Source organism: Aliiroseovarius marinus, assembly GCF_004360145.1.
In the GTDB taxonomy this organism is placed as follows: domain Bacteria; phylum Pseudomonadota; class Alphaproteobacteria; order Rhodobacterales; family Rhodobacteraceae; genus Aliiroseovarius; species Aliiroseovarius marinus.
In genome coordinates this window covers 509,154-522,531 of sequence record NZ_ML178712.1, presented here as the reverse complement: position 1 = coordinate 522,531, position 13,378 = coordinate 509,154, and the positions used below count along the sequence as shown (strand labels likewise).

Genomic DNA, 13,378 nt, shown 5'->3' with positions numbered 1-13,378 from the left:
ATGAGCAAACCAACTAAAAATCGCGGCCTAGGCCGCGGCTTGTCGGCCCTGATGGCGGATGTTGTTGTCGATGAATCGCCGAAGGGGGCTTCGTCCGAACCGCGCCGCGCGGACATGATGGTTCCGATTGAAAAGATTAAACCGAACCCCGAACAGCCGCGCCGCACCTTTACGCAGGAACAGCTGGATGATCTGGCGGCTTCGGTGAAGGAAAAAGGGGTGATTCAGCCCCTGATCGTGCGTCCGCGCCCCGGCAGCGAAGGCGAGTACGAGATCGTCGCAGGTGAACGCCGCTGGCGCGCCTCGCAGATGGCCAAACTGCATCAACTGCCTGTAATCGTCCGGGAATATTCCGATACCGAGGCGCTGGAAGTCGCGATTATCGAAAACATTCAGCGCGCCGATCTGAACGCGATCGAAGAGGCCGCTGGCTATCGTGATCTGATGGACCGGTTTGGGCACACGCAAGAGAAAGTCTCGGAAGCACTGGGGAAAAGCCGTTCGCATATCGCGAACCTTCTACGTCTTCTGAACCTGCCCGATGATGTTCAGGCCTTTGTGCGTGATGGCCAACTCACCGCCGGCCACGCGCGGACGCTGGTTACGGCGGACAATCCCTCGGCACTGGCACGCGAGATCATCAACAAGGGTTTGTCGGTGCGGGCTGCCGAGAAGCTGGCAAAGGGTGCGGGCGACAGCAAGCCGCGCGCAGCAAGCCCGAAGACCGAGAAAGACGCCGACACCAAAGCGCTCGAGGCGGATCTGTCGGCGGCGACGGGCATGAAAGTGCAGATCGACCACAAAGCCGGGGGCGAGGCCGGGACGGTCACAATTCGCTACCAAAACCTCGATCAGCTGGACGATATCTGCGGAAAACTGTCCGTTTAGTCCGGCAAAAGCTCTCGCAAAATACCATTCAAAACGGGGCGGCCATTTTTGGTCGCCCTAAGTGTTTTCTGATCGACGGAAACCAGGTGAAGTTCGATTAAGTCTTTGATTTTATTCACATCTAGTTGGGTGTCGAACTGAGCCTTCAGCCGCTCTAGGTCGATGCCCTCAGTGGTGCGCAAACCCATCAAAAGGTATTCAGTTACCTGTTCAGAGAGAGGGAGAGGCGCTCTCTCGCGCTTGTCAGCGTCCCCCAGTGCGTTTTCCAACCATTTGCTCGGCGAGAGAGGGGTTTCCGTTCCCCACCTGTTCCCCCCAATGGACAGCCGTCCATGTGCGCCGGGACCGATCCCGATCCAATCGCCGCTGCGCCAATAGATCAAATTGTGCCGACTTTCTTCGCCGGGGCGTGCGTGGTTCGAGACCTCATAGGCGGGCAGGCCGGCGGCTTCGGTGGCGTATTGCGTGTGGAAGAACATGTCGACGGCCAGCTCGTCCTCGGGCAGGCCGGACAGTTTTCCCGCCTCGAACCGCGCGCCGAAGACTGTGCCGGGTTCGATGGTCAGTTGGTACAGCGACAGGTGATCTGGCGCGAAGCTAAGTGCGCGGTCAAGCTCGGCTTGCCAGTCAGAGAGGCTTTGATCCTGCCGCGCATAGATCAGATCGAAACTCACGCGGTTGAAATGGGTGCGGGCAATGTCGAGCGCGCGCAGGCCTTCGTCGACCGAATGCATGCGTCCGAGTTTTCGCAGGTCCGCATCGTTCAGCGCCTGAAACCCCATCGACACGCGGTTGACGCCAGCCTTGCGATAGCCCGCGAAATTCTGCGCCTCGATCGAGGTGGGGTTGGCTTCCAGTGTGATCTCGATGTCATTGGCGAAGGTCCAGAGGTCCGCCGCCTTGTCGATGATCGCGCCGACCGTTGCGGGGTCCATCAGGCTGGGTGTGCCGCCGCCGAAATAGATCGAATCCAGGACGCGACCCTGAGTTTCGGCCCCATAGCGCTCCAGATCCTTCAGATAGGCTGCTGCCCAGTCATCTTGGTTAATGGAGGCCGAGACATGGCTGTTGAAATCGCAATAGGGGCATTTGGCGGCGCAAAATGGCCAGTGGACATACAGCCCAAAGCCGCCGATTTGCCAATTCTCAAGCAAAAGCGCCCTTCACCAGCTTAGCGAACGCGTCGGCGCGGTGGCTCATCTGGTGCTTCTTTTCGGGGTCCATTTCGCCAAAGGTGATGTCAAAGCCCTCGGGCACGAAAATCGGGTCATAGCCAAAGCCCTGATCGCCGCGCATGGGCCATGTCAGCGACCCTTCGACCTTGCCTTCGAAAACCTCGTCATGGCCGTCGGGCCACGCAAGACACAGGGTGCAGCAGAACCGTGCGGTACGGGGCAGGGGCGCGTTCTTCTCTTCCAGAAGGGTCCAGGTTTTCTCCATCGCCATGGGAAAATCGCGCCCGCTTGGCGTTTCGGCCCAATCTGCGGTGTAAACGCCCGGTGCGCCGTCCAGCGCGTCGACCATGATGCCGCTGTCATCGGACAGGGCGGGCAATCCGCTTTCTTTGGCGGCGAAATGAGCTTTGATCCGGGCGTTGCCGACGAAGGTATCTTCGGTTTCTTCCGGCTCTTCCAAGCCCAGTTCGCCAGCCGAGGTGACGGCGATGCCAAAAGGCTCTAACAAGGCGGAAATCTCGCGTAATTTGCCCGCATTGTGGGTCGCAACGACCAGTTTATCGCCGTCAAATTTCCGCATTATGCTGTCGCCTGAAGCTGCGCAGCGACCAACTCGGACACGCCCTTGTCGGCGAGATCCATCAGCTGGTTCATCTGGTCACGTGTGAAGGTCGACCCTTCGGCCGACATCTGCACTTCGATCAGTTTCGGGCCACACATGACAAAGTTGCCATCCACGCCCGCTTCGCTGTCTTCGGGATAGTCCAGATCCAGCACTGGCTGGCCGGCGTAGATGCCGCAAGACACGGCGGCGACCGGATCCATCAGCGGATCGGTGGTGATGTCGCCTGCCTTCAGCAGCTTGTTTACGGCCAGACGCAGCGCTACCCAACCGCCAGTGATTGCCGCACAACGGGTGCCGCCATCGGCTTGAATGACATCACAGTCGACGGTGATCTGACGTTCACCCAAGGCCACCAGATCGATGCCCGCGCGCAGCGAACGGCCAATCAGGCGTTGAATTTCAACGGTGCGACCGCCTTGCTTACCGGAAGCAGCCTCGCGACGCATGCGCGACCCGGTCGAACGGGGCAGCATGCCGTATTCTGCCGTCACCCAGCCCTTGCCAGAGTTGCGCAGAAACGGGGGAACGCGGGTTTCCAGCGATGCGGTGCACAGCACATGCGTATCGCCCACGCGGATCATACAGGACCCCTCGGCGTGTTTTGTTACCCCGGTCTCGATTGAAATCGGGCGCATTTGATCTAAATCTCGACCAGAGGGACGCATGGCTTCTTCCTTTGTTTCCGCTTTGAAAGCGTGATAGCCATGGGTCCGGCAAAAAGGCAAGGCTAAGCTGATGGCAGACGCTTCTGATTTGATGGAAGATATGAACACCCGCTCGCGCGAGGTCTTCCGCTGCATCGTTGAAAGCTATCTGGAAACGGGCGCGCCGGTGGGCTCGCGCAGCCTGACCCGCAGCCTGACGGAAAACGTCAGCGCGGCGACCATTCGCAACGTGATGCAAGACCTTGAGTATATGGGGCTGTTGGACAGCCCGCATGTGTCGGCCGGTCGGATCCCGACCGAGCTTGGCTTGCGGATGTTTGTCGATGGACTGCTTGAGGTGTCGGACCTGACGACGGACGACCGGCAGAAAATCGACGCAACTGTCGGAAATGAAAGCAATATCAACTCGATGATGGACCGCGTAGGCGCGGCATTGTCGGGGATTACCGCTGGCGCCAGTCTGGTTTTGACACCCAAGCACGAGGCGCCGATCAAACATATCGAGTTCGTGTCGCTTGGCCCCGATCGCGCGCTTGCCGTGCTGGTCTTCGCAGATGGCCACGTGGAAAACCGCGTGTTTGAGCCGCCTGCGGGGCAGACCCCAAGCTCGATGCGGGAAGCGGCGAATTTCCTGAATGCCCTGGCCGAGGGCCGCACGATTTCTGAGCTTCAGCGCATTATTGCGACTGAAGTTGCCAATCGCCGGCAAGAGCTCGACACGTTGGCGCAGGCTTTGATCGAAAGCGGTGCCGCGATTTGGGAAAACGAAGGTCAGCCCTATGAGCGCCTAATCGTGCGCGGACGCTCGAATCTGCTGACGGATGATGGGCCCGAGGTCGATCTGGAGCGTATTCGGACCCTGTTTGACGACCTTGAGCGTAAGCGGGACATTGCCGAATTCCTTGATCTGGCTGATCAGGGCGAAGGCGTGCGCATTTTTATTGGCTCTGAGAACAAACTTTTCTCACTTTCGGGTTCCTCTTTGGTGGTTTCCCCTTATATGAACGCTGATCGAAAGATCATTGGTGCTGTGGGCGTAATTGGCCCGACGCGGCTGAACTATGGGCGGATTGTTCCGGTGGTGGACTATACCGCGCAACTGATCGGCAAAATGATCTCGGATCGAGGATAAAGGCCGAGGATAGAGGCAAAGAACATGACGGACGCGAAAACCGAACGCGCTGAGGAACTGGAACCGGGCATCGACAAGCTGATGACCGAAGAAGTGACCGTTGAGGACGAAGTGAGCCTTGAGGACGAGTTGATTGCAGCCCGTGCTGAACGTGACGAGATGAAAGATCGTTTCATGCGTGCGCTGGCGGATGCTGAAAACGCCCGCAAACGTGGCGAACGTGACCGTCGCGAGGCCGAGAACTATGGCGGCTCCAAGCTGGCCCGCGACATGCTGCCGGTTTACGACAACATGAAGCGTGCGCTGGAAGCTGCAAATGAAGCCGGTGAAGCAGACAAGGCTCTGCTGGAAGGTGTTCAACTGACCATGCGCGCGCTGCTGGGCATCTTTGACAAGCACGGCATTCATCTACTGGCGCCGGAAGTTGGCGATAAGTTTGACCCGGAAGTGCACGAAGCCATGTTCGAAGCCCCAGTGCCCGGCACCAAAGCGGGCGACATCATTCAGGTGATGGCCGAGGGCTTCATGCTGCATGACCGCCTGCTGCGCCCGGCGCAGGTTGGCGTGTCGTCGACGCCCAAATAAGGCTCTAATTCACCGCAAACTTCTTAAAATGCCCTCGGATTTCCGGGGGCGTTTACGTTTCTGCCGCGATCTCTTTCAGCTCATACAGCAGGTTCAGAGCCTCGATAGGTTTCAGGTCATCAGGGTGGATATCCTTCAAGGCAAGCTCCAGGTCGCTCGGGCCTGTAGGTGCGGGTTGAACCGGTTCGGCAATGGCGGAAAACAGCGGAAGATCGTCAATGATGGCCTTCTGGCCGGACCCTTCACGCTCGCCTTTTTCTAGCGCGTCCAGCACTACATTCGCGCGGGCGACAACGCTGTCGGGAAGACCCGCTAGTTTGGCAACCTGTACACCATAGGACCGATCGGCAGCGCCTTTGCGGACTTCGTGCAGGAAAATCACCTCGCCTTCCCACTCCTTCACCGCGATCGTGGCGTTTTCGACGCCGTCCAGCTTGTCAGACAGCTGGGTCATCTCGTGATAGTGGGTGGCAAACAGCGCGCGGGATTTGTTGACGTCGTGCAGATGTTCAAGCGTCGCCCAGGCGATGGACAAACCGTCATAGGTCGCCGTTCCGCGCCCGATTTCGTCCAGAATGACCAGCGCACGGTTGTCAGCTTGGTTCAGAATGGCGGCTGTTTCGACCATTTCGACCATGAAGGTGGATCGTCCCCGCGCCAGATCGTCCGAGGCACCTACGCGGCTGAAGAGTTGCGAGACCAACCCGATATGCGCCGCTTTCGCCGGAACGAAGCTGCCAGCCTGCGCCAACAGGGCGATCAGCGCGTTTTGGCGCAGGAAGGTCGACTTACCGGCCATGTTCGGACCAGTCAGAAGCCAGACATCGGCAGATTTTGCACCATCCGCGAGGTCGCAATCATTGGCCACAAACGCCTCGCCTGTCTTGCGCAGGGCGGCCTCGACCACGGGGTGGCGACCGCCTTCCACGTGAAACACGCGGCTGTCATCGACGGTGGGGGCGGACCAATTGTCGGACCGTGCCAGATCGGCAAAACCGGTGGCCACGTCGATTTCCGATAGGGCGCGGGCGGTGTCGGATACTGCGGCGACTTGATCCAAAATTGCCGCTGTTAGGCTGGAATAGAGCCGCTTCTCGATCTCCAACGCTCGGTTTCCCGCGTTCAGGATCTTGGTCTCCATATCACTGAGGGCAACGGTCGTGAAGCGCACCGCGTTCGCTGTAGTTTGCCGGTGGATATAGGTTTCCGACAGCGGCGGGTTTAGCATTTTTTCGGCGTGGGTAGCCGTCGTCTCGATGAAATAGCCCAGCACGTTGTTGTGTTTTACCTTCAGCGAACCGATGCCGGTGTGTTCAGCATATTGCGCCTGCATCGCGGCGATTACACCGCGGCCCTCGTCCCGCAGCTGGCGCGCTTCGTCGAGGTCTTCGTCATAGCCGGGGGCGATGAAGCCGCCATCACGGGCCAGAAGGGGCGGCTCAGCGACCAGCGCTTGATCCAGAAGATCGACCAGATCGTCATGGCCGCGCAGGTTTTGCGAGGCTTCCGCCAGTTTTGCGGGCAGATCTGACTGAGACAGGCTATCCGCCAGATCATTCGCGGCAGCAAGCCCGTTGCGGATGGCGCCCAGATCACGGGGGCCACCACGTTCCAGACCAAGGCGCGACAGGGCGCGGTCGATGTCAGGGACGTTGCGCAGAAATTCGCGCGTATTCTCGCAAGTTAGTCTCTGTTCCACCAGAAAACGTACCGCATCTAGTCGGGCGTTGATCTCTGACAGCGTGCGCGAGGGGCTGGAGATGCGCCGTTCCAACAAACGTCCACCGCCAGCGGTCACGGTGCGGTCGATCACGGACAGAAGCGAGCCCTCGCGCCCGCCGGACAGGCTGTGGGTCAGCTCCAGATTGCGGCGCGTGGCGGCGTCGATCTGCATCGTGCCTTGCGCCAGTTCCTTCACGGGCGGACGCAACAGAGGCAGTTTGCCCTTCTGGGTGATGTCCAGATATTCGACGATGGCCCCCATCGCCCCAAGTTCGGCGCGTGAGAAGCTGCCGAACGCATCGAGCGACCCGATCTTATACAGATCCAGCAGCCGTTTTTCCGCACCCGTACTGTCAAAGGCCGCGCGACCCAGTTCGGTGGGGGATGCGCCAGATTCAGTCACTATTTCAGCGCAATTCTGATAATCCGCTTCAGACAGTACGACCTCGCGCGGGGCAAGGCGGGCGAGTTCTGGGCCAAGGCGGACGGGCGGGCAGGGCATGACGCGGAAGGCGCCGGTCGAAATGTCGACCCAGGCCAGCGCGGCCTCGTCGCGCACGACGTTATAGGCGGCGAGGAAGTTGTGCCGTCGCGCGTCCAGCAGGCTTTCTTCGGTCAAGGTGCCGGGCGTGACCAGCCGGACCACATCGCGTTTCACGACGGATTTCGAGCCACGCTTCTTCGCCTCGGCGGGGTTTTCCATCTGCTCGCAGACCGCGACGCGGAAGCCCTTGCGGATCAGCGTCAGCAAATAGCCCTCGGCGGCATGCACAGGCACGCCACACATGGGGATGTCTTCGCCCAGATGCTTGCCGCGTTTGGTCAGCGCAATGTCCAAGGCCGCGGCGGCCGCGACGGCGTCGTCAAAGAACAGCTCGTAAAAATCGCCCATGCGATAGAACAAAAGGGCGTCTTGATAGCCCTCTTTGATCTCAAGAAACTGCGCCATCATCGGCGTGATCTTGGCTGGTTTATCGCTCACCTGCTGCCCCCCGGCGTTGTGCTTTGCGACAGACTAGAATGTCGGGCGTCGGGGTGAAAGAGGGGTCAGGAATTTTTGCGGCGCGAGACCCAGTTCCAGCTGCTTTCGCACATCTCGTCCAGACCACGCTCGGCCTCGAACCCCAGCACGTCGCGGGCTTTGGTTGGATCGCCATAGACGCCGGCCACATCCCCCGCGCGGCGGGGCGCCATTTGATAGGGCAGCTCTTTCCCGGCGGCCTTTTCATAGGCGTGCAGCATGTCCAACACCGAATAACCGGTGCCGGTGCCGAGGTTTACCGTGTGGCTTTCGTTAGTTTTCAGCAGCGCATCCACCGATTGCACATGCCCTCGCGCCAAGTCCATCACGTGAATATAGTCGCGCACGCCAGTGCCGTCGGGTGTGTCGTAATCGTTGCCGAAGACCGACAGCTTTTCCAGCTCGCCTGTGGCGACCTTGGCAATATAAGGCATCAGGTTGTTGGGAATGTCGTTCGGATCCTCACCGATCAGCCCGGTTTCGTGAGCGCCGGCGGGGTTGAAATACCGCAGGATGCCAAAGGCCCAGCGGTCATCTGCGGCGGCGACTTGCTCCAACGATTGTTCACAGACCAGCTTGGTATAGCCATAAGGGTTGTTGAAGCTGCGCGGGGCGGTTTCCGGTACGGGCAGTTGGTCGGGCTGGCCATAGACGGTCGCCGAGGATGAGAAAACCAGACGGAACACGCCCGCCGCCTTCATCACGTTCAGAAGCGTATACAGGCCCGAGATGTTGGTGGTCAGATAATCCAGCGGCTTTTCGGTGCTTTCACCCACGGCCTTCAGCGCGGCGAAGTGGATGACGGCGTCAAATTTGTGCTCGGCAAAGACGCGGGTCAGTAGGTCTTGGTCCAGAACGTCTCCGTCCACGTGGACGACTTTTTCACCGCTGATCACCTCGAGCCGGTCCAGCACACCCCGGTGCGCGTTGGAAAAGTTATCAAGGATCACAACCTGATACCCGGCTTTGGTCAGCTCGACGAACGTATGCGAGCCAATGAACCCTGCGCCGCCGGTCAAAAGGACTTTTTGTGCCACGTGAAACCTCCAAATCTAATGACCGAGATATAGGATGGATCGGCGTGAAAGGCACGTGGGAAAGCCAAGGCAGTACAGAATTGCGTTTATTGCGCTAACAAATGAATATAATTTCCAACAATTACCCAAAAACCCCCGACAAAAGACAGATTAATAGCACAATACCGGTTGAGGCCCGGATTTTCCCCCTGTAAGGGTTTGACTTCGAAAGAAGATGACAAAGGCCCCCGATATGCCCAAAGCCAAGATCACAGATGAAGAGGCGCTCGCCTTCCACATTGACCCCACACCGGGCAAATTCGAGGTTACGCCGTCGGTCCCGATGACCACGCAGCGCGACCTGTCGCTGGCCTATTCGCCGGGTGTTGCTGTTCCCTGTGAGGCAATCGCCGAGAACTCGCAGACGGCTTATGATTACACCAACAAGGGCAACCTTGTGGCGGTGATTTCGAACGGGACCGCGGTTCTTGGCTTGGGCAATCTGGGTGCGCTGGCGTCGAAACCCGTGATGGAAGGCAAGGCGGTTCTGTTCAAGCGTTTTGCCGACGTGAACTCGATCGATATCGAGCTGGACACCGAAGATCCCGAAGCCTTCATCAACGCGGTCAAGCTGATGGGTCCGACTTTTGGCGGCATCAACCTTGAAGACATCAAAGCGCCCGAATGCTTCATCATCGAGCAGCGTCTGAAGGAAGAAATGGACATCCCCGTCTTCCACGACGACCAGCATGGCACGGCGGTGATCTGCGCGGCGGGCCTTTTGAACGCGCTGCATTTGTCGGGCAAGAAGATCGAGGATTGCCGCATCGTTCTGAACGGCGCCGGTGCCGCGGGCATCGCCTGTATCGAGCTGATCAAGGCGATGGGCGCGAAGCATGACAACTGCATCGTCTGCGATACCAAGGGCGTGATTTATCAAGGCCGTACCGATGGTATGAACCAGTGGAAATCGGCCCACGCCGCCAACACCGAACTCCGCACGCTGGAAGAGGCGATGGACGGGGCAGATGTGTTCCTTGGTGTGTCGGTCAAAGGCGCCGTGACGCAAGAGATGGTCGCCTCGATGGCCGACAACCCCGTCATCTTCGCCATGGCGAACCCGGATCCGGAAATCACCCCGGAAGAAGCCCACGAAGTGCGCAATGATGCGATCGTGGCGACCGGGCGTTCGGACTATCCGAACCAGGTGAACAACGTTCTGGGCTTCCCGTACCTGTTCCGTGGCGCGCTGGACATCAACGCCCGCGCCATCAATGACGAGATGAAGATCGCCTGTGCGCAAGCGCTGGCCGAGCTGGCCCGCGAAGATGTGCCGGACGAAGTTGCCATGGCGTACGGCAAGAAGCTGACCTTTGGCCGCGACTATATCATTCCGACGCCGTTCGACCCGCGTCTGATCCACGTGATCCCGCCGGCAGTTGCTAAGGCCGGGATGGACACGGGCGTTGCGCGCCGTCCGATCATCGACATGGATGGGTACGAGCAAAGCCTGAAGGCGCGGATGGACCCGACGGCCTCGATCCTGCGCGGCATCACTGCGCGTGCACGTAAGAGCCAGGCGACAATGATCTTCGCCGAGGGTGACAACTCGCAAGTACTGCGCGCTGCGGTTCAGTATCAGCGCAACGGGTATGGCCGCGCGCTGGTCGTCGGCCGTGAAGAGGATGTAAAGGCCAAGCTGACCGCCGATGGTTTGGGGGATGCTGTGCGCGAGTTGCGCGTGGTGAACGCCGCAAATACCGAGCATCTAGATACCTACAAAGACTACCTGTACCAGCGCCTTCAGCGTCAGGGTTTCGACCGCCACGACATTCACCGTTTGGCCGCGCGCGACCGCCACGTGTTTGCCTCGCTGATGCTGGCGCATGGCCACGGCGATGGTCTGGTTACCGGCGCAACCCGGAAATCGGCCTATGTTCTGGACCGGATCAACCACGTGTTCGACGCCACCGCTGCAGATGGCGCGGTGGGCGTGACTGCTGTCCTGCACAAAGGGCGCATCGTGCTGATGGCCGATACGCTGGTGCACGAATGGCCCGAAACCGAGGATCTGGCCAACATCGCAGAGCGCGCCGCCACCGTGGCACGTGGTCTGGGGCTTGAGCCGCGCGTGGCTTTCGTCAGCTTCTCGACCTTCGGTTATCCGGTGTCGGAACGTGCCTCGAAACTGCACGAAGCCCCCGTGATCCTCGAGAAGCGCGGCGTGGACTTTGAGTTTGAGGGCGAAATGACCGCAGATGTGGCGTTGAACCCCGACGTGATGGCGCAGTATCCGTTCTGCCGCCTGTCTGGTCCGGCCAACATTCTGGTGGTTCCGGCCCGTCACTCGGCCTCGATCTCGGTCAAGATGATGCAGGAACTGGCAGGGGCCACGGTGATCGGGCCGATCCTGTCGGGCATCGACCAGCCGATCCAGATCTGTTCGACCAACTCGACCTCGAACGACATTCTGAACATGGCGATGCTGGCCGCGACCCGCTTGGGCAAGCGCTAATTCCGCTGGAATAGAGACTGAAACGGCCCGCGGGACATCCCGCGGGCCGTTTTCGTTCTGTGCAGGTTTGAACAGATAGGACGCGTATCGCGCTGAATTGTTTGGTGGCTTGGAGCCGCTATCTTTCTATGGAGTATAGGAGGCACCAATGGGTCAGCTTGTGGATGGCGTCTGGCAAGACGTGTGGTACGACACCAAGAAAACCGGCGGCAAATTCAAGCGTGAAGACGCGCGGTTTCGCAATTGGGTCACGGCGGACGGGTCTGCGGGCCCGACGGGCGATGGCGGTTTCAAGGCCGAACCCGGGCGCTATCACCTATACGTCTCGCTCGCCTGCCCCTGGGCGCATCGCACCCTGATCTTTCGCAAGCTGAAAGGGCTTGAGGACCTGATCGGCGTGACCGCCGTGCATCCTCATATGCTGTCGAATGGGTGGGAGTTCGATCCTGACGACCCCGATCCACTGTTCGGGCATAGCTTCATGCATCAGGTCTATACGACAGATAAGGCTGACTACTCGGGCCGCGTGACGGTGCCGGTTCTGTGGGACAAGGTGCAGGGGCGGATTGCCAGCAATGAAAGCTCGGAAATCATCCGCATGTTCAACACGGCCTTTAACGGGCTGACGGGAAACACGCTGGATTTCTATCCCGAGCCGCTGCGCGATCAGATCGACGCGATCAACGATGACGTCTATCGAAACATCAATAATGGTGTCTATCGCTGCGGATTTGCCACCACGCAAGAGGCATATGAGCAGGCTTTTGAAGCGCTGTTCGCGGCGCTGGACCGTGTGGAGGCCATCTTGTCCAAACACCGCTATCTGGTTGGCGATCAACTGACCGAGGCTGATTGGCGCCTTTTCACCACGCTGATCCGGTTCGACGCGGTTTACCACGGGCATTTCAAAACGAACCTGAAGCGGATCGAGGATTATCCGAATATCTCGAACTATCTGCGCGAACTCTATCAGCATCCCGGCGTGGCCGAGACGGTGAACATGCAGCACATCAAGTCGCACTATTATTACTCGCACGAGACGATCAACCCGACGCGGGTTGTGCCGAAAGGGCCGGCGCTGGATTTCACCCGCCCCCATGATCGCGATCGGTTCTGACGCAGTTTGACTTGCGCGTTAGGGCGGCCCTAGGCTTGTCCGATGCGGTATCTTCTGAACCATCTGCGCGGGCGGCATCCGCTGTGGCAAAGCTTTTGGGTGAATGGCGTCGGCGTGCGGCTGGTGCTCTATGCCCTTATTTTGCAGGCTCTCAGCGCCGCCCCGATCTCGTTTCTTGTGGCTGTGGCGTTGATTGGCGCCGATGCACTGTGCCTGCTGTGGCAAAGCGTCGGCTATTTCCGCGCCGCTGACGCACGGGTGCGCGATACAGGATCCATGTTGCCCACTTGGGGCGGGATGATTGCATTGGTCGTCGCGGTTTTCGTTGTGGCGTCGCAATGGTGGGCCTTGGCTTTGGCAACGCGACCGGGCGAAGACGGACCCAGCTTTGCCGAACGCAAGGCGCTAGAACGGCAGGCTGAATACCAGATTGTGCGACAACCTGACGGAAACCTGTTTTTCCAAGGGCAGATCGTGTTGGGCGTGACCAAGGCGCTGGACCGGGAACTGGCGCAAGGGCCGATCCCTACACGCATCACCTTAGCCAGTGACGGCGGCAATGTGTTCGAAGCACGGGGTTTGGCGAAGTTGATCACGACCCATGGGATGCAGACCTATGTGGACGGCACATGTAGCTCTGCCTGTACGCTGGTATTTGTCGCCGGGGCGCAGCGTCAGCTTGGGCCGGATGCACGGTTGGGGTTTCACAGCTATCTGCTGGAAGACGCGCAGCGGCTGCCGGGATTTAATATCGAGGCTGAACAGGCGCGGGATCGGGCGTTCATGCTCGGGCAGGGTGTGTCGGCTGATTTCATCACCCGCGTGTATGAGACCCCCTCCAGCGATATCTGGTTCCCGGAACATGGGATTTTACGTCAATCGGGTGTCGTGACACAGGCCCCCTGAAACAGAAAACC

Annotated in this window: 11 protein-coding genes; 6 read left to right on the top strand and 5 right to left on the bottom strand. The window is 59.4% G+C overall.

What is annotated here, in order from left to right; all coding sequences use genetic code 11:
- Positions 1-888 carry a ParB/RepB/Spo0J family partition protein gene (locus EOL43_RS02715; RefSeq protein WP_133485253.1) on the top strand — a complete coding sequence of 296 codons (888 nt, stop codon included), beginning with the start codon at positions 1-3 and terminating at the stop codon, positions 886-888.
- On the opposite strand, the gene hemW is transcribed toward EOL43_RS02715, so the two are convergent.
- The 3 genes from hemW to rph are packed head-to-tail and all read right to left on the bottom strand — an operon-like array spanning position 885 to position 3,353.
- Complete coding sequence (hemW, locus tag EOL43_RS02710; RefSeq protein ID WP_133485250.1) at positions 885-2,042, bottom strand: radical SAM family heme chaperone HemW; 1,158 nt, start codon at positions 2,040-2,042, stop codon at positions 885-887. The genes EOL43_RS02715 and hemW overlap by 4 nt on opposite strands.
- A complete protein-coding gene (gene rdgB, locus EOL43_RS02705; protein ID WP_133485248.1) occupies positions 2,035-2,643 on the bottom strand; it encodes an RdgB/HAM1 family non-canonical purine NTP pyrophosphatase in 609 nt (202 codons plus the stop codon). Before rdgB ends, hemW begins: the two co-directional genes overlap by 8 nt.
- Positions 2,643-3,353, bottom strand: coding sequence for a ribonuclease PH (gene rph / locus EOL43_RS02700; RefSeq protein ID WP_133485246.1), 711 nt, complete (start codon positions 3,351-3,353; stop codon positions 2,643-2,645). Before rph ends, rdgB begins: the two co-directional genes overlap by 1 nt.
- 70 nt (positions 3,354-3,423) lie before the next feature.
- Here rph and hrcA point away from each other — a divergent pair, with 70 nt between their 5' ends.
- Together hrcA and EOL43_RS02690 are read left to right on the top strand one after the other, a co-directional pair.
- On the top strand, positions 3,424-4,485 hold the full coding sequence (gene hrcA / locus EOL43_RS02695; protein WP_133485244.1) for a heat-inducible transcriptional repressor HrcA: 1,062 nt from the start codon (positions 3,424-3,426) through the stop codon (positions 4,483-4,485).
- A 24-nt stretch (positions 4,486-4,509) separates the two neighbouring features.
- Positions 4,510-5,070 carry a nucleotide exchange factor GrpE gene (locus tag EOL43_RS02690; protein WP_133485242.1) on the top strand — a complete coding sequence of 187 codons (561 nt, stop codon included), beginning with the start codon at positions 4,510-4,512 and terminating at the stop codon, positions 5,068-5,070.
- A gap of 52 nt (positions 5,071-5,122) precedes the next feature.
- On the opposite strand, the gene mutS is transcribed toward EOL43_RS02690, so the two are convergent.
- On the bottom strand, positions 5,123-7,744 hold the full coding sequence (mutS, locus tag EOL43_RS02685; protein ID WP_133485578.1) for a DNA mismatch repair protein MutS: 2,622 nt from the start codon (positions 7,742-7,744) through the stop codon (positions 5,123-5,125).
- A gap of 95 nt (positions 7,745-7,839) precedes the next feature.
- Entirely contained in the window at positions 7,840-8,850 is a 1,011-nt protein-coding gene (galE, locus tag EOL43_RS02680) for a UDP-glucose 4-epimerase GalE (protein ID WP_133485240.1), read from the bottom strand.
- A 232-nt stretch (positions 8,851-9,082) separates the two neighbouring features.
- Here galE and EOL43_RS02675 point away from each other — a divergent pair, with 232 nt between their 5' ends.
- The 3 genes from EOL43_RS02675 to EOL43_RS02665 all read left to right on the top strand — a co-directional run bounded on the left by EOL43_RS02675 (position 9,083) and on the right by EOL43_RS02665 (position 13,367).
- Positions 9,083-11,344 carry an NADP-dependent malic enzyme gene (locus EOL43_RS02675; RefSeq protein WP_133485238.1) on the top strand — a complete coding sequence of 754 codons (2,262 nt, stop codon included), beginning with the start codon at positions 9,083-9,085 and terminating at the stop codon, positions 11,342-11,344.
- A gap of 148 nt (positions 11,345-11,492) precedes the next feature.
- Entirely contained in the window at positions 11,493-12,461 is a 969-nt protein-coding gene (locus EOL43_RS02670; protein WP_133485236.1) for a glutathione S-transferase family protein, read from the top strand.
- A gap of 42 nt (positions 12,462-12,503) precedes the next feature.
- Entirely contained in the window at positions 12,504-13,367 is an 864-nt protein-coding gene (locus EOL43_RS02665) for a COG3904 family protein (RefSeq protein WP_133485234.1), read from the top strand.
- Positions 13,368-13,378: the final 11 nt, after the last annotated feature.

Excerpts from the sequence above, each read along its gene's own strand:
- hrcA (WP_133485244.1), top strand. The coding sequence starts at position 3,424 with ATGGCAGACGCTTCTGATTTGATGGAAGATATGAACACCCGCTCGCGC.
- EOL43_RS02715 (WP_133485253.1), top strand. The coding sequence starts at position 1 with ATGAGCAAACCAACTAAAAATCGCGGCCTAGGCCGCGGCTTGTCGGCC.
- rph (WP_133485246.1), bottom strand. The coding sequence starts at position 3,353 with ATGCGTCCCTCTGGTCGAGATTTAGATCAAATGCGCCCGATTTCAATC.
- EOL43_RS02665 (WP_133485234.1), top strand. The coding sequence starts at position 12,504 with ATGCGGTATCTTCTGAACCATCTGCGCGGGCGGCATCCGCTGTGGCAA.
- EOL43_RS02690 (WP_133485242.1), top strand. The coding sequence starts at position 4,510 with ATGACGGACGCGAAAACCGAACGCGCTGAGGAACTGGAACCGGGCATC.
- rdgB (WP_133485248.1), bottom strand. The coding sequence starts at position 2,643 with ATGCGGAAATTTGACGGCGATAAACTGGTCGTTGCGACCCACAATGCG.
- EOL43_RS02670 (WP_133485236.1), top strand. The coding sequence starts at position 11,493 with ATGGGTCAGCTTGTGGATGGCGTCTGGCAAGACGTGTGGTACGACACC.
- mutS (WP_133485578.1), bottom strand. The coding sequence starts at position 7,744 with ATGATGGCGCAGTTTCTTGAGATCAAAGAGGGCTATCAAGACGCCCTT.
- EOL43_RS02675 (WP_133485238.1), top strand. The coding sequence starts at position 9,083 with ATGCCCAAAGCCAAGATCACAGATGAAGAGGCGCTCGCCTTCCACATT.